This is a genomic window from Buttiauxella sp. JUb87 (genome assembly GCF_004361975.1).
GTDB lineage: Bacteria > Pseudomonadota > Gammaproteobacteria > Enterobacterales > Enterobacteriaceae > Buttiauxella > Buttiauxella ferragutiae.
The window spans coordinates 132,971-154,647 of record NZ_SNVY01000005.1 but is presented as its reverse complement, the minus strand read 5'-3'; the positions used below and the strand labels follow the sequence as shown (position 1 = coordinate 154,647).

Sequence of the window (21,677 nt, the reverse complement as noted above, 5' to 3'; positions counted from 1 at the left end):
ATGTAACTTGAAGATGTTTTCATTTATTTGCTGAATGTACCAAAAATTACTCCGCAGCCCTGCTAATGTTACGATTACAACATATCGAAACAGATATGTGAGAAATGCAACATTCGATAGTTAAATCCTGTGAGGAAATTTCCATGAACCTTAAGCTGCAGCTTAAAGTACTTTCGTTTCTGCAGTTCTGCTTGTGGGGTAGCTGGCTGACTACACTCGGCTCATACATGTTCGTCACCCTCAAGTTTGATGGCGCGGCCATCGGCGCGGTATACAGTTCATTAGGGATTGCTGCGGTATTTATGCCAACGCTACTGGGTATTATTGCGGACAAATGGATTAGTGCGCGCTGGCTCTACGCTGCCTGTCATCTGGTTGGCGCCGTCACACTGTATTTCGCAGCCCAGGTCACCTCACCGAGTGCGATGTTCGTGGTGATTCTGCTGAACTCACTGGCCTATATGCCAACGCTTGGCCTGGTGAACACCATCTCTTACTATCGCCTGCAATCAGCGGGAATGAATATTGTCACTGACTTCCCGCCAATTCGTATCTGGGGAACTATTGGCTTTATCTTCGCCATGTGGGGCGTGAGCTTCTCAGGCTTCGAATTGAGCCACATGCAGCTTTATATCGGTGCCACACTGTCAGTGGTTTTAGCCCTGTTCACCCTGACACTGCCACATATTCCGGTCGCCAACGCGCAAAAAAACCAAAGCTGGACTTCCATGTTAGGGCTGGATGCCTTCGCTTTATTCAAAAACAAGCGCATGGCGATTTTCTTTATCTTCTCTATGCTGTTAGGTGCCGAGTTACAAATTACCAATATGTTTGGCAACACCTTCCTGCACAGCTTCGATCAAAACCCGCTGTTCGCCAGCAGCTTTATTGTTGAACACGCGTCAGTGCTGATGTCTATTTCGCAGATTTCTGAAACCGTATTTATCCTGACGATTCCGTTCTTCCTGCTGCGTTACGGCATCAAGAACGTGATGCTCATCAGTATTGTGGCGTGGATGCTGCGCTTTGGTCTGTTTGCCTTTGGCGACCCAACGCCGATGGGCACCATGCTGCTGGTAATGTCGATGATCGTCTACGGTTGCGCCTTTGACTTCTTCAACATTTCCGGTTCGGTATTCGTTGAGCAAGAAGTGAAACCAGAAATTCGTGCCAGCGCACAGGGCATGTTCCTGATGATGACCAACGGCTTTGGTTGCATTTTGGGCGGGATTGTCAGCGGGAAAGTGGTGGAAAACTACACGACGGCTGGCATTACTGACTGGCAAAGCGTATGGCTAATTTTCGCCGGATATTCACTGGTACTGGCCTTCGCCTTCGTCGCACTGTTCAAATATAAACACGTCAGAACGCCTGCGGCTATCCAGCCAGCGGTCTGATTGATAACACCTAAAACTACTGGCAAATCTTTTTTCGTAGGTCGGATAAGCGCAGCGTCATCCGACACCACTAATGTAAATTGGTGGATGACGCTAGCGCTTATCCCCCCTACAAAAGCTGAAAAGGGGAGCGTTTTTAGGCTTTTATCATGTAGCCGTACAAACGCTTGATCCCATCCGCATCTGTTTCGCTATACACACCCTGCAATTCTGGCGAGAAGCCCGGCAACATATTCACACCTTCCTCCAGCGCGAGGAAATAACGCAGCGCGGCACTGCCCCAGACTTCGCCCGGCACGACACACAACACGCCCGGCGGATACGGCAACGCACCTTCCGCCGCAATGCGCCCTTCTGATTCGCTTAAACGCACCAGTTCCACATTACCGCGAATAAACTCGCTGTTGGCATCCTGTGGATTCATAGCAACTGCAGGCAAGCTGGCTTTGCGGAACATCGCTTTTTGCAGATCCTTCACCGCAAAGCTGACGTAAAGATCGTGCATTTCCTGGCACAACTGGCGCAGCGTATAACCTCTGTAGCGTTGGGAATATTTCTGATAGATCGTCGGTAAAACATCCACCAGCGGCGTATCGTCTTCGATATGCTGCTCAAACCGCGCCAGCATCGCCACCAGATGCGCCAGCTTCTCAGTGCTTTCAGCAGGCGTCAGCAAGAACAGAATCGAATTAAGATCCGATTTCTCAGGGACAATCCCGTTTTCACGCAGATAGTTTGCGAGGATCGCCGCAGGTACACCAAATTCAGTGTATTGCCCGGTTTGTGGATCGATACCCGGTGTCGTCAGCAACAACTTGCAAGGATCAACGAAGTATTCATCCTGCGCATAACCTTCAAAACCATGCCACTTCTCACCCGGCTCAAAACTGAAGAAACGGCGCTCCTGCGCGATTGCCGTAGTGGGATGATCCTGCCACGGTTTGCCCGCCACCACCGGTGGGATAAACGGTTTGATCATCTTACAATGGGCGATGATCGCTTTGCGCGCTTCAATGCCCTGCACCACGCACTCGGCCCATAGACGGCGTCCGCTCTCCCCTTCGTGAATTTTCGCGTTCACATCAAGTGCGGCAAACAGCGGATAAAACGGGCTGGTTGAAGCATGCAACATAAACGCGTTATTCAGCCGCTTATGCGGGCAGAATCGTGCTTGCCCACGTAAATGGTTATCTTTTTTGTGGATCTGCGAAGTCTGCGAGAAACCGGCCTGCTGCTTATGCACCGATTGCGTCACAAAGATCCCCGGATCGTTTTCGTTAAGATCCAACAGCAGCGGCGAGCAGTCCGCCATCATCGGGATGAATTGCTCATAACCGACCCATGCTGAATCAAACAAAATGTAATCACAAAGGTGGCCGATGTTATCCACCACCTGGCGCGCGTTATAGACGGTGCCATCGTAAGTCCCGAGTTGGATCACCGCCAGGCGGAACGGACGCTTTTCTTGTGCGCGAGCTGGCGCAACTTCGGCGATCAACTCACGCAGATACTTTTCATCAAAACAGTGCGCATCGATACCGCCGATAAACCCAAATGGATTACGAGCAGCCTCGAGATAAACCGGAGTCGCTCCGGCCTGAATCAATGCACCATGATGGTTTGATTTATGGTTGTTGCGGTCAAACAGAACCAGATCGCCACGGGTCAGCAGCGCATTAGTGACGACTTTATTGGCCGCCGAGGTACCGTTTAGCACGAAGTAAGTTTTATCCGCGTTAAACACTTTGGCGGCAAACTTCTGCGCATGCTTGGCCGATCCTTCATGGATCAGCAAATCACCGAGTTTAACGTCAGCGTTGCACATATCGGCGCGGAATAGATTCTCGCCGAAGAAATCATAGAACTGGCGGCCGGCCGGGTGCTTTTTGAAAAACTCACCGTGTTGGTGGCCAGGGCAGGCAAAAGTGCTGTTTTCCATCGCGACATATTTCGTCAACGTATCGAAAAACGGCGGCAACAGATTGGCTTCGTAGTCACTGGCCGCTTTTTCCAGCTCCAGATAATCCTGCGCTTCGCCGGTTATCAGCCCCGATATCCCTTCTTGCTCGCCAGGCCTTGCATCAGCGGCTAAAAAAACGGGAATTGAAAAACCTGTACGTTTGAGTAGCGCCAGAATACCGCTGCGGCTATCAGCGACAGAAAGGACAACGGCGGCGATATCGGTGAAGTCAGTGCTATCGAGCGTGACCACTTCGCGATGCGTTTCAAGTGTGGCAACCACATCGTGGCTGGCGGCAATTTTCAAAGATTTCATATGCACAAATCCCAGAGGTCAAGGATGAGTGAGTGCCAGATGGCACGGCAAAGGGAGCATTCCCCGGCGAATGTGTCTTGATGGTCTGAAGGATGATTCCCACTCCGACCGCCAGACATCAGTAAAACCAGGCATCACCTGATTTTACTGTTGTCCTGCAGTGAGCGTGCGATGCCCTCACCGCATGGTGAGCAAGGGTCTTCGGGATACAGCAGAAAGGTGAACGAGCGCCATCGAGAGATGCCGGTGAACATTGACTCTAAACATCAATAAGCGCCCCGTTGCGATGTGTGAAATTTCGCGCAATCATGGCACCTTCTGCACGAGGGTTCAAGACGACGCTGCTAGCCGGAGCACAATATTCGCGCAAACGCACGGCTTATTAACACAAAACCATTGACGACAAACGGCCTTTACGGTTTAATGCGCCCCGTTGCCCGGATAGCTCAGTCGGTAGAGCAGGGGATTGAAAATCCCCGTGTCCTTGGTTCGATTCCGAGTCCGGGCACCACTATTTAAAGAAACCAGCCTACGGGCTGGTTTTTTGCTTTCGGAGAAACGCTCACTCCATCGAACCCTATTCGATGACTCATCGCCTCCCCCCACATTCCAGCGCCTGCTACACTTTCAGCAATCCTGATGCGCAGGCATTCTGAAGGGCGAATTCACTTCCTTTCTCCCCATATTCCTCACTGACCTGCCCATTGCGAGACTGCAAAACTGACCCCCATGTTTTTGTCATCCAATCTCGACAGGAGCAGAAAATGCAAATCGATCTCACAGGCAAGAGAGCGCTGGTTACAGGTTCAACGGAAGGCATCGGCTACGCAATTGCTCGCCAACTTTCAAGGGCTGGAGCGGATGTCGTGCTCAATGGCCGCTCAGAGGAAAAGACCACAAAGGCCGCCAAACGGCTAGAAGCCGAAGGCGCAAGAGGTAGCGTTAAACCTGCCACGGCCGACCTGTCAACTGCCGAGGGGTGTGCGGCTCTTGTCGCCCAAATTCCTCAGGTAGACATCCTGATTAACAACGCAGGCATCTTCCAGCCAATTGACTTTTTCGACGCTGACGACGAAGTTTGGGATCGCCACTGGCAGGTCAATGTCATGTCCGCCGTCAGGCTTTCCCGCGCCTATCTTCCAGGCATGCAGAAACTGAACTGGGGCCGCGTGATATTCCTGGCCTCAGAATCCGGTTTTAATATTCCGGTCGAAATGATTCACTACGGCGTCAGCAAGACCGCCGACATCGCTGTCGCCCGCGGTCTCGCTAAGCGCATGGCTGGTACAAATGTCACCGTTAACTCCGTACTCCCGGGTCCTACTCTTTCCGAAGGTGTAGAAGCGATGCTTGCCGATGAGCAAGCGAAAACGGGGTTGCCGCTGGAGGAAATTGCCGCCGCCTTCGTCAAGCAGCATCGTGGCAGTTCGATCATTCAACGTGCCAGCAGCGTCGAGGAAGTCGCAAACTTAGTAACCTATCTTGTGTCGCCGTTTGCTTCCGCGACCACAGGAGCGTCCGTTCGCGTTGACGGTGGGGTCATCGATACTCTCTGACAGCAAACTATTTCACTGACATAACCGGGTTGAACGGCATTTTTATAGATCTCTAACCTGGTTATTAAGCACTATCAATAAACTGGAATCATCACCATTCTACAGTTCGGTTACTTGACCAATAATTTATCAATAAATCGCCTGCTTAATTTGCAATATAAATAAACGCATTTATTCCCACTAATAGTATTAAATAATATTTAATGCTGTCGAAAGTTTTACTTACCACAACGACCCAACCGAAATTATAAGAAAAAACTAGAGCTGAAGTAAGATATTTACTGGCGGAAATAGTAACGTCATGGTAATTAATTTATGTGTGACTAATAATTTCACCTGCGCCCCTCGGAGATAAAAATGAAAAAGCATATTCTCGCCTCACTGATTCTCGCGTTTTCAGGATTAAGTCATACTGCTTTTGCACAGCAGACCCTACGTATTGGTGTCGACCCAACGTTTGCGCCGTTTGAATCTAAAGCTACTGACGGCTCGCTTCAGGGGTTTGATATTGATCTGGGCAATGCCATCTGCGCCCAGGCTAAAGTGACCTGCCAGTGGGTAGAAATTGGCTTTGACGCGACCATTCCTGCGCTTAATGCGCGGAAGTTTGATGCGATTCTGTCTGCTATGGCAATGACCGAGAAGCGCCGTGAGCAGGTCGCATTTAGCGACATGCTTTATAACACTCCAAATGCGCTGATCGCACTGAACAGCAGCACACTGAGCCATGATACGGCTTCACTGCAGGGCAAAAAAATCGGCGTAGCACAGGGGACTATTCAGGAAACCTACGCCAAGAAAAAATGGGAACCACAAGGCGTGGAGGTCATCTCCTACGCCAATCAGATGGAGATTTATCCTGATCTGGTTTCCGGGCGTCTTGATGGCAGCCTGACCAATATTATCTCTGCCGAGCAAGGTTTTCTTGATAAACCGGAGGGTAAAAACTTTGCGATTAAGGCCACTATTACAGACAAAGAAGTATTTGGTGATGGTGTTGGCATCGCATTAAGAAAAGACGATAAAACAAATCTGCAATTAATAAACCTGGCATTGGCCGAAATACATAAAAATGGCACTTACGATCGTCTGGCAAAGAAATATTTTAATTACTCAGTTTATCCATAAGGAAATAAACAATGATGACAGCGGATATTCCATTAGCGGATTATGCCACTCAAAGGTCGCGTTTTATTTCTATGGCAGAGACGAAAGGTGGGTTGATTCATTCTTATCCACATCCACTCAGCGGCCCGAAAGGTGAATTACTTTATACCGATGTAGCGCTTTTTGGCAGTGAGACGGCATCTCGCATGATGCTTGTGATTTCTGGCACTCACGGGGTTGAAGGCTATTATGGCTCAGAGAGCCAGATTGCCTGGCTTGCGGAATTTGAGATGAATCAGTTACCTGCTGATACAGCACTGCTGTTTATCCATCTGCTTAACCCCTGGGGAACCGCCCACCTGCGGCGAGTCAACGAAGACAATATTGATCTTAACCGCGGTTTCATCGATTTTTCACAGACCATCCCGAGTAATCAAGACTATCTGCGTTGGCACGATATTTACTCTGGTGAGCGGGAATTTGCCGACAGGCAACTGGCGTCAGCGCTGTCCCGGGAGGGATGGCCTGCGCTAAAACGCGTAGTCGAGGCCGGGCAGTATCAGTATCCGACAGGCTTGTTCTATGGTGGCAACCAACCCAGTTGGTCCATGCAAACCATGCAAGCCATCATTGAGCGTCATCTCAGTCGCGCACGAACCATCATCAGTTTTGATCTGCATACGGGTGCTGGAGCCTGGGCCCATCCAATGCTGCTTTCTATTGCTGAGCAGCCATTCCCGGCACACGCATGGGGCAAACGGATCTACAAAGAATCACTGACGCTTTTGTTTACCGGTGCGGGTCGAGATAGCGATACCGGCGTCACAGCGACAGCAACGGGTTATTTGTCGCAGTTCCTGCTCAACGCTCTGCCTGATACCCAGATTCTGCCGCTGGTCGTGGAATGTGGCACCTACCCCGCAGAAGAGATGCACCGGCGACTACGGAACGATCACTGGTTACATCTCAAAGCTAATCCTGCCACTGCCGAGGGCCAGGAAATTAAACGTGATTTGGTGGAAGCGTTCTGGCCCGCCGATGAGGACTGGCGGGCACTGGTGGCGTTGCGTACTCAGCAATACTTTGCCCGTGGTTGGCGGGCGCTGCTTAACGAGACTGAAGATTAAAGACGCCCATAAAAGGTCATACGGGCGTTTTCTGATAGTGCGATATCCGGTTTAGTGTTGTAAGCCAGTACGACCAACATTCGCGTCACCTCACCTTCGGTGGGCGTGACGCGATGAAGCGAATTACGGCCCCGAAACAAAACCAGATCGCCCGGGTCAATTGCCAATTGATCGACAGTGCGGCGTTCATCAAGGACTTCTGCCACTCCGTCGTAATTCATCTCACCCGCATCTGCATCGCGCAAATCCTTCACATACTGAAAAATACCGCCCGCTAGCGGTTTTTGTAATAACAGAGTGATGGCAAACGATGAGTTATCAAAATGCCAGCCCAATTCCTTACCGTGCGGAGCATAGTGAATATTAATCGATGAGAGGGAGTCGGCATAAGGATAGAGAGCTTCTTCGCCCAGTACATCGCAAAGAAAAAACTGAAACTCAGCACTATTATAAAGTGTGCGTAGCGGCGAATTAGAGGCAATTAAATCATCAGTGATGCAACCTTTGGTACTGATTACGTCGCGATTGCGGGGATGTTCCGCACTGAATTCCGGATCGGTTTTCATCAGGTATGCATTATGGTTGCTGACCGTGTGATACGCCTGATGGCGCTGTGCTTCGGCCTCACCGATAATGGTATTCAGTGCTGCTGGTTGCAAAAACTGGCGTAGTACCAGCGCACCGCTGGCGTTTAACTGCTCCCGGCAAGAGCGACGCCAGGCGATATCGTTAATCGGGTGCGCGTCGAGACTAATAATGGATTCAGGCATATATGCAATTCTCATCGTTAGCAGGTGTGATTTTACTGTAATCCCCCTGCACGCTGAGTAGATAACGATAAATACTTAATACCTTGAAAAGGAAAAATTAATGCCTGCACCGCAACTGCGATTACCCAAAATCAGCGTGATTAACTCGTTCAAAGCAGCGGCTGAATTGGGCAGCCTTGCAAAAGCGGCAGCTCAGTTAGCGCTCACTCCTGCGGCTGTTAGCCAGCAAATTCGTCAGTTGGAGGAACAGCTAGGCAGTGCACTTTTTGTCCGCACGCCAAACGGAGTGATGTTGACCGAAACAGGGAAAGAGTATTTACGTTATGTCACTGAAGCTTTTGATATTTTGCTGCTTGGCCAGCAAAACATTCGCTATGCCGCTGCGGCTCCCCGATTAACGCTCTATTCTTTGCCTTCGCTGGCAACCAAATGGCTACTTCCCGAGTTACATAACTGGCGTGCCCATTGCCCGGATGTTGACCTGGCGTTGCATGGCACTCATACCCAGGTGGACTTCAACACCATGCATGCCGATTTTGTTATCTGTTTTGGTGAAGAGCGCTATAGCCAACTGGAAAAACAATTTTTATTTCACGATGAGGTGCTGCCAGTCGCCAGCCCGGAACTGGTTGCGCGTTTCCAGGGCCGGGATCTGCTAAACGAAGCACCACTGATTCATCTCGACTGGGGAAATGAAGGGCGTTTTCTACCTGACTGGCGAAGCTGGTTTCAGGCTAAAGAGAGGGAAGAACCTCAACCGCAGCCCTCTTTCATCTTCAATCTCACTTCACTCGCATTAGATGCCGCTGTCGCGGGTACGGGGGTTGTACTTGGGCAACGGCATTTAATTGCCAAAGAACTAGCATTAGGCACCCTTGTTGTCGTAGATGAGCTCAGCCTGCCGCTGAGTAAACCCTATTTTCTCGCCTGGCCACAACGAACACTGAGCCAACCTGGAAGTAGCCAGTTAATTGCCTGGCTAGGAGGGATTGCCGGAACGGATGATTAATAAAAGTGCCGTGCCAGACCAAACATTGTGATATTTCTACTTACCTATTTAATATTACAGAAATATCACCACCACGACTAAACACTTAATTCACCATCATGAAAATCATTCAGATAATCATTTCAGTACAACCCATATATTTCATGAATGTATAATAAAATAAATCCTATTTTGCTGACTACTAGTACAGGTATATAATCACTTCAGATTTCCAGATGAACAATCACAATAATTTTGGCGAAAACAAGGAAGAAAGTAGCATGGATTCCAGGTCAACAGTCTTTTTGTGCGCGGCTGCATTTTTTCTTGCCGGCTGTGCACCACATTCCCCTATTGATGCAAAAAAAACCGGAGCATTTCGTCCAGAAAGTAGTGCCAGTAAAAATGCCCTCGCACAGCAACTGACCGACAAAGACATTTTTGGGAATGAAACGACACTGGCTGTATCTGAAGAAGATATTCAGGCAGCACTGGATGGCGAGAAGTTAAGTGTACCGCTGAATTCTGCCGTTATCCTGGTTCAGTCAGGTAACAAGGCGCCTGAAATGTCCATGCAACAGGAAATGGAAAAATACTATCGGGTATCGACATTCACCGGAATTCCAGACAGACAAAAAGTAGCTGTATGTAATAAAAATGAGAGTGGGGATATTATTGCCAGTGAAAATATGAATTATATGCAGGCGTTACGTTATATTGCAGCGAAGGGGCATCAAAGAGTCATTATCGTTTACCAGGATACATTGCAGTCAGGCAGATATGATTCTGTGACAAAAAACATGGCATGGTCCGATTATAAAAATGAAAAACTCACGGATTCAGCCTCACTGCGTTACCTGGTACGTTTTTCTCTGGTGAATGTAGCAACGGGTGAATGGGCTACCTGGTCACCTGTCAATTATGAATACAGTGTGCTCCCGGTTCAGTCAGGAAACATAAATACAACAGAGCAACAGATTATTCAGCTTAAGCAGAAAACGTTTGTAGCTGTGGTTAAAGATCTAGTGAACCGATATCAGTAATATCACCACATCTGCCGCCTGTAATTTATGGCGGCAGGCATTGATAAATATATTACTTTCGTACTTCATGTTAAATACGGTGATATATCAACAACTATCACTTTCTGTTTAATGTCAGTTAAAAAATCTGCCATGTTAATCCCCCTGATAGTCAGTACTATTTATCAACTTTAGTGTCGGTTACCGTCCCCAGAACAGTGGTGTCTTTCAGCAACAACCAGCGGCTTAATACGCCATCCAGCCGCTCATTAATTTGTTTTTCCAGAGCATCAGTATTCAGCTTCTGCTCGTGTGCATCCTGGTATTGCGTCAGCAGGTATTCCAGAGGTGTTTCCTGGTTCAGCGTCCGTTCTGCCTGATAGACCATGGTTTTGATAGAAGAAAGTGTAAAACCTTCTTTCGCTTTTTCACGTTGTACTAACAATTCAGCGAATGCGCGTAAATCCGTGCGCGTCTGCTGCCAGCCCTTAAGTTCGGGGCTGTTTGCTGAGCGGCCTTTTAGCATGTCATTCCACTGCGCCGTCGCTTGCTGTTGTTGCAAACTTTCAGGCCACTGGCTGTCTGCCGTGCGAACCATCCGTTGACCCGTTTCCAGTGGTTTCAACGGTGAAACAGTAAGGAGTTGCTGTAACCGCTGCTGATAATTCGCCTGATCCGGTGATACTAACCACACAGTTGCTGCCCCCTGCGCCGTATCGCGCACTGCACCGATTTGTTGCTGCATAGGGTAAACCTGCCACCACCAGAATGCGGCAACCACAACGGCGCTACAGAACACACCACCTGCAAATCCCTTAACGAGATTTCCCTTCTGGGCTATAGGCTGGCTGGCTGCCATACCATGAACAGCCACTCTCATCTCCGGCAATTCAGGAAGGGGCGGTAACAAATCGTGTGAGGTTTCTGCACCCTCTGGTGCGTACACCAGCGTCCGGACAGTCGGTTGTACTGGCACGCTGGTTATTAGCTGTGGTTCAAGCCGTTTTCGCGTGTTCTGCACAAAGTACAAAAGATTTTCCACACGCGGATGACGCTTCAACTCCACCTGCTGGAGTTTGTCGCAGATAAGTTGTAATGCCCGCTCAGTGCGATAGAGCAGCGGTAGGTCAGCGTCAGAAAATGACAGCTGTTGGCGCAAGATATTGCCAGTACGAGTGTTAAACCAGTCGAGCATTTCGGTGCGCGCGGGGCCACTCTGCGGCCAGAATTTTTCCCATTCATGGCTTATCATCGCTGCCAGCAATTCAGTCCCTTCACAGAACCCGGGCAACCCTTGGGTACGGGTGCGAGCCAGCGTATAGTAAGCTGCAGTATGCAAATCCACTCCATTGGCTTTGAAAATCGCCAGCGCCAGCGATTCCACCAGTTTCCAGTTCAGTTCCGGTTGCGATGGATTATTGGCTTTATTAATTTCCTCGCGGATGGCACTAAATTCCGGCAATTCGCGCGGGTCGCTACCAGTAACGATGGTCTGCGTCTCTTTCATTTTACTTATTCCTTGGATGTAATTGAGAACAAAATAACCACGTACAGAATAATCTTGTGCTCATTATATATTTCGCATAACTCTTACAAATTCAATATCGACAGATTAAACATTATTTAATAGAATCTACTTTGCTTTCCTGCGCAGGTGAATATGCTCTTTGTTTGCATATCTCTTTACTCTTAGCATAATAACTACCTGAGGATACGATACTAGTAGAATCACATTTATAGTAATTTGTACCAAGAGGGTATATCGAAATAACGATAGATAAAAGAAAACCGAAAACTAATGCGACAATACTGTAAACTGTTACTGGGATCATTAGTTTATTAGTAATCGCAACAACTTTCTTTCTGCATGGAAGCAGAAGACAAATGATCAAACAATCCAATAAAACCATGACTGGAATAAAAAACAACATAGGAATTTGCTTCCAGTCATAATAGATATAATCGTTATCTTTAATCATCCCAACAAGTGTCTCACTACCAATGGTATAAAAAAACACCACCCCACTTGTTAGAAAAGAAAAAATAAAAACAGCGCCTACTATACCTTTCAGCTTTACAATATCCATAATATAAACATCTCTTAATCATTAATGGGAATTGATAATCATCTGTGCTTTAAATATCTTCTGGATTTACCTCTGAGTTTCGCCTTCACTGTCTATTGAATATTCTCTCGCCTTGCACATTTCTTTACTCTTAGCGTAATGACTACCTGAAGAGACTATACTTGTGGAATCACATTTATAGTAATCGGTGCCAAGAGGGTATACAGAAATAACCATTGAAATAATAATACCAACAAAAAATGCCACAACACTGTAAATCGATACTGGTATTATTAACTTCCTTACAATCACACCTATTCTTTCCCTGCATGATGGCAAGGCTATTATAAGAAATATAAACAAATCAAAAACAATTGCAACCGGAAGAAAAAGGAATACGGGAATTTGTTTCCAGTCATAGTATATATAACCCTCGCCTTTAATCAACTTTAACGTATCAGGCCCTACTTTATTATAAACAAACACAATCATTCCGGTCAGGAATACAACTGTAAAAATAGCACAAGATACTCCTTTTATTTTTTCAATGTTCACTGTATCAACACCTCATTCATTATTTATGAATTACCCATCATGTAAATGCTTGTAATGAATTTACAATAACTACAGATTCACTTGAAAAAGCATTATTCTGTTTTCTGAGTTTCATCTTCACCACTTGATGAATATGCCCTCTCTCTACATATCTCTTTACTCTTAGCATAATGACTACCTGAAGAGACTATACTTGTGGAATCACATTTATAGTAATTAGCACCAAGAACGAATACAGAAATAATCATAGAAACAATCGAACCAATAATGAATACGGCAACACAGTATATTGTCAATGGGATCAGTAATTTCTGCATAACTTGATTTGTTTTTTTCCTGCATATTGGAATTAACATACAAAGAGCACATAGATCGAATAAAATCATAGCCGGAATGAAAAGCAATACAGGTATTTGCTTCCAATCAAATACAATATAACCCTCACCTTTAATTAGGCTCAGCGTGTCCGTACCAGCCTCATTACAAATAAACACAATCATGCTCGTCGTGAATGCAATAATAAAAACGGACGAAGCTATACCTTTTATTTTCACAACATCCATAATGTAGACATCTCTTTATCATTAATAAAAATTAGAATCATCTGAATTTTAAATACCTGTTGTTTTTATTTCTGGATTTTATTTTTACCTTCACTGTTTGCTGAATATTCTCTCGCCTTGCACATTCCTTTACTCTTAGCGTAATGACTACCTGATACAATACCGGAGGTGTTACATTGATAGTAATTAGTACCTAGAGGGTAAATAGATATTATTATAGAAAGCATAAATCCCAGAACCAATTCGGCAACAGCATAGATTGTTGCTGGGATTATTAGCTTTAGCAAAACAGGTGTCATTTGCATACTATATGGAAGAAGTACACTCAAACAGAGCACATCGCCATAAATCATCACAGGCAATGCAAAAAAGGATGGAATACTTCCCCAAGTATAAAAAATATAATCCTCACCGTTAATCAAACCCATTATAGTCTGGCTACAATAATAATAAAGAAACATTATCATACCTGTTGCGAAGATAACCATTGTAAGCGCTACAACTTTTTTCTTGTATTTCTTAACATCCATGATTTCAATATTGCCCATTTATCATAGAAGACTGATAAGGATTCATGTTCTTCATATTCCACTCAGTCACTTTTTGCTGCTCTTCCATTCCCTTTCGGATACTTGTGATTAATTTTTCAGATAAATTAAATTCCTTATCAATTTTAAATAACGAATAAGTGATTATCATTCCCAAGAAAATTATAAGCACTATCCCTACAGAAATCGGAAGGGTGATACTAAACATGGCACCTACGCCTGCTACTACCATTTTTGTCACATATATAGTCACTATCACTTTTGCCACATCCATGGTGATATTTCCAATAAATTCGGCAACAGCCTCCCCACTATGATCGGAAAAAATAAACTCCACGACACGTTGAGCAGCAGAAAAATAAATGCAGAACCGTGCACCACTCATGATCCCGGCATTAATCCCTGCTTTTCCTATACCCAGTTCAAGGATTTGTGGGTGATTAACCGCATAACGGGTTCCGTTCAGAATTCGACGCACAGAAGAATAACCGCTAATTTTAATATAGGTGACCCCCTTCTGGATGTAAGGAGTTGCTTTAACAGCCAACCCTTTTAAGTTAAAAACCAATTTCCCGGCATCTTTGTAACTCCCCAGTTTAAAAATATTTTTTGCACCCGCTACCGTATCTTTAATATTCCCAGCATAGGTAGTGCCCTTGTCATATAGTGCATCAGCAACGGCATACGCTTCATCCATGGTTAGCAACATAATGTGCTGCGTGTTTTTATTTAAAACTTCCTCTAGTTTAAGTGTATCAAGTAAAAAAGGGTGCTGAGGGTACAACTGGTTAATGGGTGCATTGCCACTCACTATTTCACCGAGATAATCACTCAGTGAAGCATTCTGATTTTTGTTATCCATAACGCCTCCAATGATTATTAGAAAATACGATCGCTCCATAAACTATATGCACTGGTTCCCGCAGTACAGTGCTCCCAATTAATTGACTCATATGTCAGCTCAATAGTTTCTTGCGGTTGGCCATCACTATCATCAATAGTATGGGGAACCTGAAGGTGAATTCCCGCTATTCTGGCATTAATTAATTTCAGCTTATAATAACATTCATTCATGCCCATACGATTGGTACGATAGAAACTGAAATCACAAGTTAAACATTCATTTTCTGTGATGGCTTTCCCCAATAAAGGGGATGATTTATCTATCGGCTTAACCATCGTTAGCGCCTGGTGATTAACATTCTGCTGCCGAGTTAAGCTGTGAGACAATTCCATCACCATTATTTGATCATAATGAATAACCTGCGCTTTATTACCGATAGAATTCAGAGAAGAACATCCAGCTGAAATTAACCCCTGTAATTCCCCGTTAAGAGACATATATATAAGATTTGCCATAATTATTCCGCACGATAAGTTTAAATATTATGTGATGCCTTCATCAGATAAATAACCTGAGAAGGCATCGATCCTTAGTACAGCGTATCCGTCAGTTTGAACTGGCTGAATAGCCCGCCAACAAATGGGTTATCTTCTGTATCGGTATGTACCCGATATACCATTGCACCGCCATCCACATTAAAGCGCACACTGAAACTACCATCCTGAATGTTGGTTAATTGGCCTGCACCAAATAACCGGAATTGCGCCCACGGCCCACTGAAGCTAATACTTCGTGGCGCATTCCCTCCAGTACCGATCATCGTCAGCTTGCTCTCGTTACCTTCGCGCATATTGTTCGGCCACACCAAATGCGCGGTATAGTTACGACCCTGGCTATAATCGACAAGCTGGCCATCCAGGTTCAATACGCTGCGCCGTTTGTTACCCGAAAGCTGCACCGGCTCCACCGCAAACTGAGTCCCTAAACCGTTTTGCCGACTGAAAAAGATGTCGCGGATTTTTTGCGCGGTATCTAGTTGCTGGCGGATATCTTCGCGAATAATCACGTTGTTATCGCCATCCACCAGACTCAGATCGTTTTCCATAAACAGCTTCAGGTTCTGCTGATAAAAGCTGTCCAGAATACCGTCTGGTTTAAAGAAACGTTCAAACGCGTCCAGCGATGCATCCTGCGATGAACGCGGGTTAAACGGATAGTTATTCGCAAGCTGTTCATTGAACGGTTTTACTACGTTTTCGCGCCAGTCCACTTCCATATAGTGAACAGCTTCCACCATCACCACATGCCAGGCCTGGTCAGCTAGCTTGCCTACCCAACGGTTGAGCGGTGCGGGCAATGTTTTCGCCATCTGCCGAGTGGCGAAAATAGGGTCGCTGCTGTTTTGATCCAGCCGTAACTGCACGGCTTTCAGCGCTGATTTACCCGGCACCGGTGCGTTCTGAATAGCCTGTAGATAACGATGCAGCTCTGTCAGTTGTTGGTAAACTGCCTGTAGAGTGCTTTCTTTGTCTTTCTGTACCGTCAGTGTGCTGTTTTCGGTAGCAAACTCATGCCCCAGACGCGTCAGCAACAGGTAATCCGGCTCTGCCAACGCTTCTTCGCGGGCCTTGTCATCCAGTTTTTCGGAAAACACCGCCGGTTGCGTGTTATCCCGCAATGCGGTCAGCGCCCGCTGAAGAGGTTGGTCGCCGCTGATGATTTGCTCCAGCGACCCTGCCAGTTCCGTGATCGACTCATAGTTATGCACGTTCAGGTTGCCCTTGGGCGCACCACTGAATATCACTATAACGATGAGGGCGACATCCGCCATGTCGCCCTCCCCGGCGGCCACAGTCTCTGGTACGAGTACAACGACGCCGGGCAGCTCACCCGCCTGACCACACCGGGCGACCAGCAATGGCTGTGGGCTTACGACGAGCTCGGCAGCGTGGTCAGCCTCACTGACCCGCAGGGCCGGAGCCAGCAGTTCAGCTACAGCGAACAGGGCGATTTACTGGCTCATATTCTTCCCGGCGGCGCGACCTGGCGCTGGAGCCATGATGCCCTGCACCAGGTGCGGGAAACCACTGCCCCGAATGGCGGTATCACACACACAGAACAGGATATGCTGGGCCGTCTGCTGAGCGTCAAAGACCCGCTGGGCTTCACCACGCAGTTCCGCCACAGCAAAAAGCATGCCGGGCCACAGGGCAGCGTCGAGGAAATTAACCGCCCCGACGGTGTGCGCGAACTGATGCGTCAGAACAGTGAAAAACTGCCCGAAAGCTTCACTGACGGGGAAGGAAAAACCACCCGTTATGAATACGGTGCATTCGACCTGCTGACGGCGGTGATACGCCCGGACGGTGAACGGCTGGAATGCCGTTACGATAAACTCACCCGCCTGACTGAAATCACCAACGCCGCTGGTGAGCACTACCGTCTGACCTACGACAAAGCCGGGCAGCTGATTGCTGAAACCGATTTCACCGGCAGAACGCTGAATTACCGCTACGACGCCGCAGGCCGCTGTATCTGCACTGCTTTCCCGGATGGCGCCCACCTTAACCGGGTATATAACGTCACCGACCAGGTCGTACGCGAGGACGTCACTCAGGGCGACAGCACCCGCGTACTCAGCACCACCCTCTTCCGTTATGACACCCTCTGCCGTCTGGTCGAAGCGAAGAATGACGATGCTACCGTCAATTATGAATATGATGAGGCCGGTCGCATTACTGCCGAAACCCTCAACGGCCGACGCACTGAATATACATGGGAAAAAGAACGCGACTATATCTCACAACGCACCACTGAAGGACTCACCGAATACTTCACCCGTGGATTAATGGGAGAGCTGACACAGTGGCAGATAGCAGACCATGCGCCACTGACCTTCACCCACGACCTGCGCGGCCACGAAATCACCCGACAGAGTGACACCGGCTTCCGCCAGCAACTGGGTTACACACCAACCGGGATGCTGACGCAGCAGCGAGCCGGAAGTCAAACTGAACCGGACGCCCGTAATAAAGACCTGCAACGTCAGTGGCTGTACGACAAGGCTTACAACCTGACAATGATTGCAGACACACTGCGCGGTACCGCCGTCCACACTCTGACGGCGAACGACCAGATAAGCCACGCCACCTGGACCGGCAGCAGCAGTGTGCCAATGCGCGAAGAGCGCTTCACCTATGACCAGAACCTTAATATCACCCGCCGCCAGACCTGGGTGAATGACGTACTGGAAAGCGAAGCCTACCAACAGCAGCAGCATAGCCGGGTCGCATCGCGGGAGCATAAAGCCTGGCGGCACACCACCTCACGCATCAACCCCGACAGCGGGAAACCCGAAGACGGAAAATTTGTCCGGGTGGTGAACGAACACAACATCACCTGGAAATACGATGTTAACGGGCGTCTGGTGGAAAAACTGGTGGATAAAGGCGGCTATCGCCCTCTCCAGTGGCGCTACCGCTGGGATGCCCGAAGCCAGCTCACCGCACTGGAAACCCCGGACGGCGAACGCTGGGAATACCGCTACGACCCGTCTGGCAGGCGCATCAGCAAACGCTGCACCAACCGCGAGAAAACCGGTTACGACTTCCACTGGAATGGCGACCAGCTGACCGAAGAAATCCCGGTGTATGCCGGTGGCACTCCGGCGTATGACGACAGTATTCGCTGGATTTACGAGCCAGGCAGTTTCACACCACTGGCGCGTTATGAGAAAGGACAGTTGCACTATGCCGTCACAGACACTGTCGGTCGTATTCAGGAATTACTGACCGAAGACGGCACCATCGTCTGGCGCGGCAAGCAACAGCTCTGGGGTCGGGAAGAAAGTGCTAACGATGACAACCTGAGTTGCAGGTTACGCTTTCCGGGGCAATACGAAGATACAGAATCCGGATTGCACTACAACCGCTTCCGTTACTATGATAGTGAAACGGGACAGTACATTTCGGCAGACCCGATAGGGCTGCTGGGTGGGGTGAATCCTTACGGGTATGTGCATAACCCGCTGGGGTGGATTGATCCGCTGGGGCTGGCTTGTTGTCCTCCGGCCGCTCAGCAATTACGCGATATGGAAGCGTTACGCAATGGTCAGGATGTGACTGTCAGAAGCGCAGAGGATGCGAGGAAATTATTAGATTATATGTCTGAATTAAGGCCGCATGTTGATAATTTCCCTGCTAATTCGGGTTATCTTTTCAAAGACACTGCGTTCGGTGATGTATGGAAACAACCAAAAGGTACATATCGCGGTGATTTATATAATACCAAAAACCCACTCTCAGATACTGTTCATGATTCTAATAATATATTGCACGATACAAATCCACATTATAACATTTTATTCCCTGATGGAACTAAAGCCGGAATAATCATCACACCTTAAATACTGGAGTTATTTTATGAAGGTTGTATTGGATTGTCGGGAAATAAAAGATATCCCATTAATTGAACGAGAGGTTTCAGTCGATGGTTCTAAGCTGACTGTCGGTTTTTCATTGATTGGAGATTTGAATTTGTTTTTTGAGTATTATAAGAATTATCAATCAGATACTGAATCTATGAGTAGTGCTGAAAGATTTATTAAATTGAAAGGACAAACTACAAAGAGCGAACATTTTTATACAGATATTGATTTCTCCAAGCAACAGCATGTTTCAAAAGTTAATCTATTGAAATCTATAATATCTAATAAACTAGATTTGCCTGATGGTGGTGACGGATTCATATATAACGGTGATAAATCTTATGTTGAAATCCTATTAAACAGGATAAGTTAATGGAATTAAGCGTGACCGGAAGGATCCTCAGATCTTTCCGGTCCTTTGACTTAACCCGCCATCCCCCACGGCGCTGCTTTAATATTACGATTAGCCATTTTTATATCCCGCAGTTGCTGACGTAGGGCTTCCTGCTCATGCTTCAGCGCATCTACTTCATCGCTGTCTTTAATAAGCACAATACAGCCATCAGCTATTTTCACTGTAAGATGTGCGCCCGTCTCAAACCCCGCCTCTTTCAGCCATTTACCCTTTAAATGAATATTCGGTGTACCGGTATCGCCCCGGTTCGGCACATAGCCAACAATATAACGGCGCTGCGCTTTGGAAATCCCTGATTCTTAAATACAATCGTGCTCAGCCATAATTAACTACCTTCTTAGTTGCCTGTGGTCAGCGGCGCTGTTGAGTACCGGTTCGATGCACAACAGGATTATGTCACGAAGCGCACCTCTGCGGGTATTACCGAATACTTCACCCGTGGATTAATGGGAGAGCTGACACAGTGGCAGATAGCAGACCAAGCGCCACTGACCTTCACCCACGACCTGCGCGGCCACGAAATCACCCGACAGAGTGACACCGGCTTCCGTCAGCAACTGGGTTACACACCAACCGGGATGCTGACGCAGCAGCGCGCCGGCAGTAACACTGAACCAGACGCCCGCAATAAAGACCTGCAACGTCAGTGGCTGTACGACAAGGCTTACAACCTGACAATGATTGCCGACTCACTGCGCGGTACCGCAGTTCACACCCTGACCGCGAACGACCAGATAAGCCACTCCACCTGGACCGGCAGCAGCAGTGTGCCAATGCGCGAAGAACGCTTCACCTATGACCAGAACCTCAATATCACCCGCCGCCAGACCTGGGTGAATGACGTAATGGAAAGCGAAGCCTACCAGCAACAGCAGCATAGCCGGGTCGCATCGCGGGAGCATAAAGCCTGGCGGCACACCACCTCACGCATCAACCCCGACAGCGGGAAACCGGAAGACGGAAATTTTGTCCGGGTGGTGAACGAACACAACATCACCTGGAAATATGATGTTAACGGTCGTCTGGTGGAAAAACTGGTGGATAAAGGCGGTTACCGCCCTCTCCAGTGGCGCTACCGCTGGGATGCCCGAAGCCAGCTCACCGCGCTGGAAACCCCGGACGGCGAACGCTGGGAATACCGCTACGACCCGTCTGGCAGGCGCATCAGCAAACGCTGCACCAACCGCCAGAAAACCGGTTACGACTTCCACTGGAATGGCGACCAGCTGACCGAAGAAATCCCGGTGTATGCCGGTGGCACTCCGGCATATGACGACAGTATTCGCTGGATTTACGAGCCAGGCAGCTTCACACCACTGGCGCGTTATGAAAAAGGCCAGTTGCACTATGCCGTCACAGACACCGTCGGCCGCATTCAGGAATTACTGACTGAAGACGGCACCATCGTCTGGCGAGGCAGGCAACAGCTCTGGGGTCGGGAAGAAAGTGCAAATGATGACAGCCTAAGTTGCAGGTTACGTTTTCCGGGGCAATACGAAGATACAGAATCCGGATTGCACTACAACCGCTTCCGTTACTATGATAGTGAAACGGGACAGTACATTTCGGCAGACCCGATAGGGTTGCTGGGTGGGGTGAATCCGTACGGGTATGTGCCGAATCCGCTGAGGTGGGTTGATCCGCTGGGGCTGTGTAAGACCTTAACAAGCAATACCGATCCTTCTGAAATAGTAAATAATGGTAGAGTAAGTAAAGCTGATATTGATGCTTGGGCAAATCAAAATGGCATCCTTAATTCATGGGCGCATGATCCAGCAAAATTCCCTGGTGGTGGATTTAAATATGACTCGGGTAGTTATACCGTACATGGCCATGGTGCTAATCCATCAGCAGCAGCCAAATTCCCTAATTCCAATGCTGCAAGTGGCCCAACAGCAAGTATAAAAAATACTTCAACTGGAGAAGTATTTAGAACCGATGGTACATGGGGGAAATTTAAATCAGATCCTAATGGTGCCCATATTCCTCTTGATGATTCATCCTATTGAGGTGTTTAT

The 21,677-nt window shown here is 47.8% G+C and carries 19 protein-coding genes, 1 tRNA gene and 1 pseudogene; 10 read left to right on the top strand and 11 right to left on the bottom strand.

Translation table 11 applies throughout. From position 1 onward, the window contains the following. Nucleotides 1–143: 143 nt before the first annotated feature. Entirely contained in the window at nt 144–1,397 is a 1,254-nt protein-coding gene (locus EC843_RS17840) for a nucleoside permease (protein ID WP_133522751.1), read from the top strand. A gap of 136 nt (nt 1,398–1,533) precedes the next feature. Here EC843_RS17840 and EC843_RS17835 read toward each other — a convergent pair whose 3' ends face one another. Beyond that, nucleotides 1,534–3,672, bottom strand: a complete 2,139-nt coding sequence (locus tag EC843_RS17835) for an ornithine decarboxylase (protein WP_133522750.1) — start codon at nt 3,670–3,672, stop codon at nt 1,534–1,536. A 435-nt stretch (nt 3,673–4,107) separates the two neighbouring features. On the opposite strand from EC843_RS17835, the gene EC843_RS17830 reads away from it, so the two are divergent. The 4 genes from EC843_RS17830 to EC843_RS17815 all read left to right on the top strand — a co-directional run bounded on the left by EC843_RS17830 (nt 4,108) and on the right by EC843_RS17815 (nt 7,462). After that, a tRNA-Phe gene (locus EC843_RS17830) sits at nt 4,108–4,183 on the top strand. Nucleotides 4,184–4,436: 253 nt separating this feature from the next. Further along, on the top strand, nt 4,437–5,228 hold the full coding sequence (locus EC843_RS17825; protein WP_064539978.1) for an SDR family oxidoreductase: 792 nt from the start codon (nt 4,437–4,439) through the stop codon (nt 5,226–5,228). Nucleotides 5,229–5,585: 357 nt separating this feature from the next. Continuing rightward, nucleotides 5,586–6,356, top strand: a complete 771-nt coding sequence (locus tag EC843_RS17820) for an ABC transporter substrate-binding protein (protein WP_121814308.1) — start codon at nt 5,586–5,588, stop codon at nt 6,354–6,356. Between the two features lie 11 nt (nt 6,357–6,367). Next, nucleotides 6,368–7,462, top strand: a complete 1,095-nt coding sequence (locus EC843_RS17815; RefSeq protein ID WP_243739160.1) for a DUF2817 domain-containing protein — start codon at nt 6,368–6,370, stop codon at nt 7,460–7,462. On the opposite strand, the gene EC843_RS17810 is transcribed toward EC843_RS17815, so the two are convergent. After that, nucleotides 7,459–8,232 carry a 2OG-Fe(II) oxygenase family protein gene (locus EC843_RS17810; protein WP_064540245.1) on the bottom strand — a complete coding sequence of 258 codons (774 nt, stop codon included), beginning with the start codon at nt 8,230–8,232 and terminating at the stop codon, nt 7,459–7,461. The two genes, EC843_RS17815 and EC843_RS17810, sit on opposite strands and share 4 nt — an antisense overlap. Nucleotides 8,233–8,332: 100 nt before the next feature. Here EC843_RS17810 and EC843_RS17805 point away from each other — a divergent pair, with 100 nt between their 5' ends. Further along, complete coding sequence (locus EC843_RS17805; protein WP_133522749.1) at nt 8,333–9,241, top strand: LysR substrate-binding domain-containing protein; 909 nt, start codon at nt 8,333–8,335, stop codon at nt 9,239–9,241. A gap of 260 nt (nt 9,242–9,501) precedes the next feature. Beyond that, nucleotides 9,502–10,263, top strand: coding sequence for a hypothetical protein (locus tag EC843_RS17800; protein ID WP_064540247.1), 762 nt, complete (start codon nt 9,502–9,504; stop codon nt 10,261–10,263). A 157-nt stretch (nt 10,264–10,420) separates the two neighbouring features. On the opposite strand, the gene EC843_RS17795 is transcribed toward EC843_RS17800, so the two are convergent. The 8 genes and pseudogenes from EC843_RS17795 to EC843_RS17760 all read right to left on the bottom strand — a co-directional run. After that, nucleotides 10,421–11,749, bottom strand: a complete 1,329-nt coding sequence (locus tag EC843_RS17795; RefSeq protein WP_133522748.1) for a type VI secretion system ImpA and VasL domain-containing protein — start codon at nt 11,747–11,749, stop codon at nt 10,421–10,423. Between the two features lie 112 nt (nt 11,750–11,861). Beyond that, nucleotides 11,862–12,329: a DUF1240 domain-containing protein gene (locus tag EC843_RS17790; RefSeq protein ID WP_133522747.1), complete on the bottom strand. Its 468-nt coding sequence runs from the start codon at nt 12,327–12,329 to the stop codon at nt 11,862–11,864. Nucleotides 12,330–12,395: 66 nt separating this feature from the next. Then, nucleotides 12,396–12,863, bottom strand: coding sequence for a hypothetical protein (locus EC843_RS17785; RefSeq protein ID WP_133522746.1), 468 nt, complete (start codon nt 12,861–12,863; stop codon nt 12,396–12,398). A 92-nt stretch (nt 12,864–12,955) separates the two neighbouring features. Then, nucleotides 12,956–13,426 (bottom strand): DUF1240 domain-containing protein, encoded by a 471-nt coding sequence (locus tag EC843_RS17780; protein WP_064556647.1) that lies wholly within the window; start codon nt 13,424–13,426, stop codon nt 12,956–12,958. Nucleotides 13,427–13,491: 65 nt separating this feature from the next. Next, nucleotides 13,492–13,974 (bottom strand): DUF1240 domain-containing protein, encoded by a 483-nt coding sequence (locus tag EC843_RS17775; RefSeq protein ID WP_133522745.1) that lies wholly within the window; start codon nt 13,972–13,974, stop codon nt 13,492–13,494. Continuing rightward, nucleotides 13,961–14,836: a hypothetical protein gene (locus tag EC843_RS17770; RefSeq protein ID WP_064556643.1), complete on the bottom strand. Its 876-nt coding sequence runs from the start codon at nt 14,834–14,836 to the stop codon at nt 13,961–13,963. Before EC843_RS17770 ends, EC843_RS17775 begins: the two co-directional genes overlap by 14 nt. A gap of 17 nt (nt 14,837–14,853) precedes the next feature. Then, complete coding sequence (locus EC843_RS17765; protein ID WP_064539989.1) at nt 14,854–15,333, bottom strand: Hcp family type VI secretion system effector; 480 nt, start codon at nt 15,331–15,333, stop codon at nt 14,854–14,856. A 74-nt stretch (nt 15,334–15,407) separates the two neighbouring features. Beyond that, nucleotides 15,408–16,595: pseudogene (locus tag EC843_RS17760) on the bottom strand (type VI secretion IcmF C-terminal domain-containing protein); the annotation flags it as partial. Here EC843_RS17760 and EC843_RS17755 point away from each other — a divergent pair. Next, entirely contained in the window at nt 16,581–19,223 is a 2,643-nt protein-coding gene (locus EC843_RS17755) for an RHS repeat-associated core domain-containing protein (RefSeq protein WP_133522744.1), read from the top strand. The pseudogene EC843_RS17760 and the gene EC843_RS17755 overlap by 15 nt on opposite strands. A gap of 16 nt (nt 19,224–19,239) precedes the next feature. After that, nucleotides 19,240–19,617 carry a hypothetical protein gene (locus EC843_RS17750; RefSeq protein WP_133522743.1) on the top strand — a complete coding sequence of 126 codons (378 nt, stop codon included), beginning with the start codon at nt 19,240–19,242 and terminating at the stop codon, nt 19,615–19,617. A gap of 50 nt (nt 19,618–19,667) precedes the next feature. Here EC843_RS17750 and EC843_RS17745 read toward each other — a convergent pair whose 3' ends face one another. Then, on the bottom strand, nt 19,668–19,925 hold the full coding sequence (locus EC843_RS17745; protein ID WP_279535816.1) for a SymE family type I addiction module toxin: 258 nt from the start codon (nt 19,923–19,925) through the stop codon (nt 19,668–19,670). Between the two features lie 81 nt (nt 19,926–20,006). Between EC843_RS17745 and EC843_RS17740 the strand changes: the two genes are divergently transcribed. After that, nucleotides 20,007–21,668, top strand: a complete 1,662-nt coding sequence (locus EC843_RS17740) for an RHS repeat-associated core domain-containing protein (RefSeq protein ID WP_243739158.1) — start codon at nt 20,007–20,009, stop codon at nt 21,666–21,668. Nucleotides 21,669–21,677: the final 9 nt, after the last annotated feature.

Bases quoted from the DNA above. Each gene is read 5' to 3' on its own strand.
- EC843_RS17805 (WP_133522749.1), top strand. From the start codon at position 8,333: ATGCCTGCACCGCAACTGCGATTACCCAAAATCAGCGTGATTAACTCG.
- EC843_RS17815 (WP_243739160.1), top strand. From the start codon at position 6,368: ATGATGACAGCGGATATTCCATTAGCGGATTATGCCACTCAAAGGTCG.
- EC843_RS17770 (WP_064556643.1), bottom strand. From the start codon at position 14,836: ATGGATAACAAAAATCAGAATGCTTCACTGAGTGATTATCTCGGTGAA.
- EC843_RS17810 (WP_064540245.1), bottom strand. From the start codon at position 8,232: ATGCCTGAATCCATTATTAGTCTCGACGCGCACCCGATTAACGATATC.
- EC843_RS17825 (WP_064539978.1), top strand. From the start codon at position 4,437: ATGCAAATCGATCTCACAGGCAAGAGAGCGCTGGTTACAGGTTCAACG.
- EC843_RS17780 (WP_064556647.1), bottom strand. From the start codon at position 13,426: ATGGATGTTGTGAAAATAAAAGGTATAGCTTCGTCCGTTTTTATTATT.
- EC843_RS17795 (WP_133522748.1), bottom strand. From the start codon at position 11,749: ATGAAAGAGACGCAGACCATCGTTACTGGTAGCGACCCGCGCGAATTG.
- EC843_RS17750 (WP_133522743.1), top strand. From the start codon at position 19,240: ATGAAGGTTGTATTGGATTGTCGGGAAATAAAAGATATCCCATTAATT.
- EC843_RS17775 (WP_133522745.1), bottom strand. From the start codon at position 13,974: ATGGGCAATATTGAAATCATGGATGTTAAGAAATACAAGAAAAAAGTT.
- EC843_RS17820 (WP_121814308.1), top strand. From the start codon at position 5,586: ATGAAAAAGCATATTCTCGCCTCACTGATTCTCGCGTTTTCAGGATTA.
- EC843_RS17800 (WP_064540247.1), top strand. From the start codon at position 9,502: ATGGATTCCAGGTCAACAGTCTTTTTGTGCGCGGCTGCATTTTTTCTT.
- EC843_RS17755 (WP_133522744.1), top strand. From the start codon at position 16,581: ATGCACGTTCAGGTTGCCCTTGGGCGCACCACTGAATATCACTATAAC.
- EC843_RS17790 (WP_133522747.1), bottom strand. From the start codon at position 12,329: ATGGATATTGTAAAGCTGAAAGGTATAGTAGGCGCTGTTTTTATTTTT.
- EC843_RS17835 (WP_133522750.1), bottom strand. From the start codon at position 3,672: ATGAAATCTTTGAAAATTGCCGCCAGCCACGATGTGGTTGCCACACTT.
- EC843_RS17765 (WP_064539989.1), bottom strand. From the start codon at position 15,333: ATGGCAAATCTTATATATATGTCTCTTAACGGGGAATTACAGGGGTTA.
- EC843_RS17840 (WP_133522751.1), top strand. From the start codon at position 144: ATGAACCTTAAGCTGCAGCTTAAAGTACTTTCGTTTCTGCAGTTCTGC.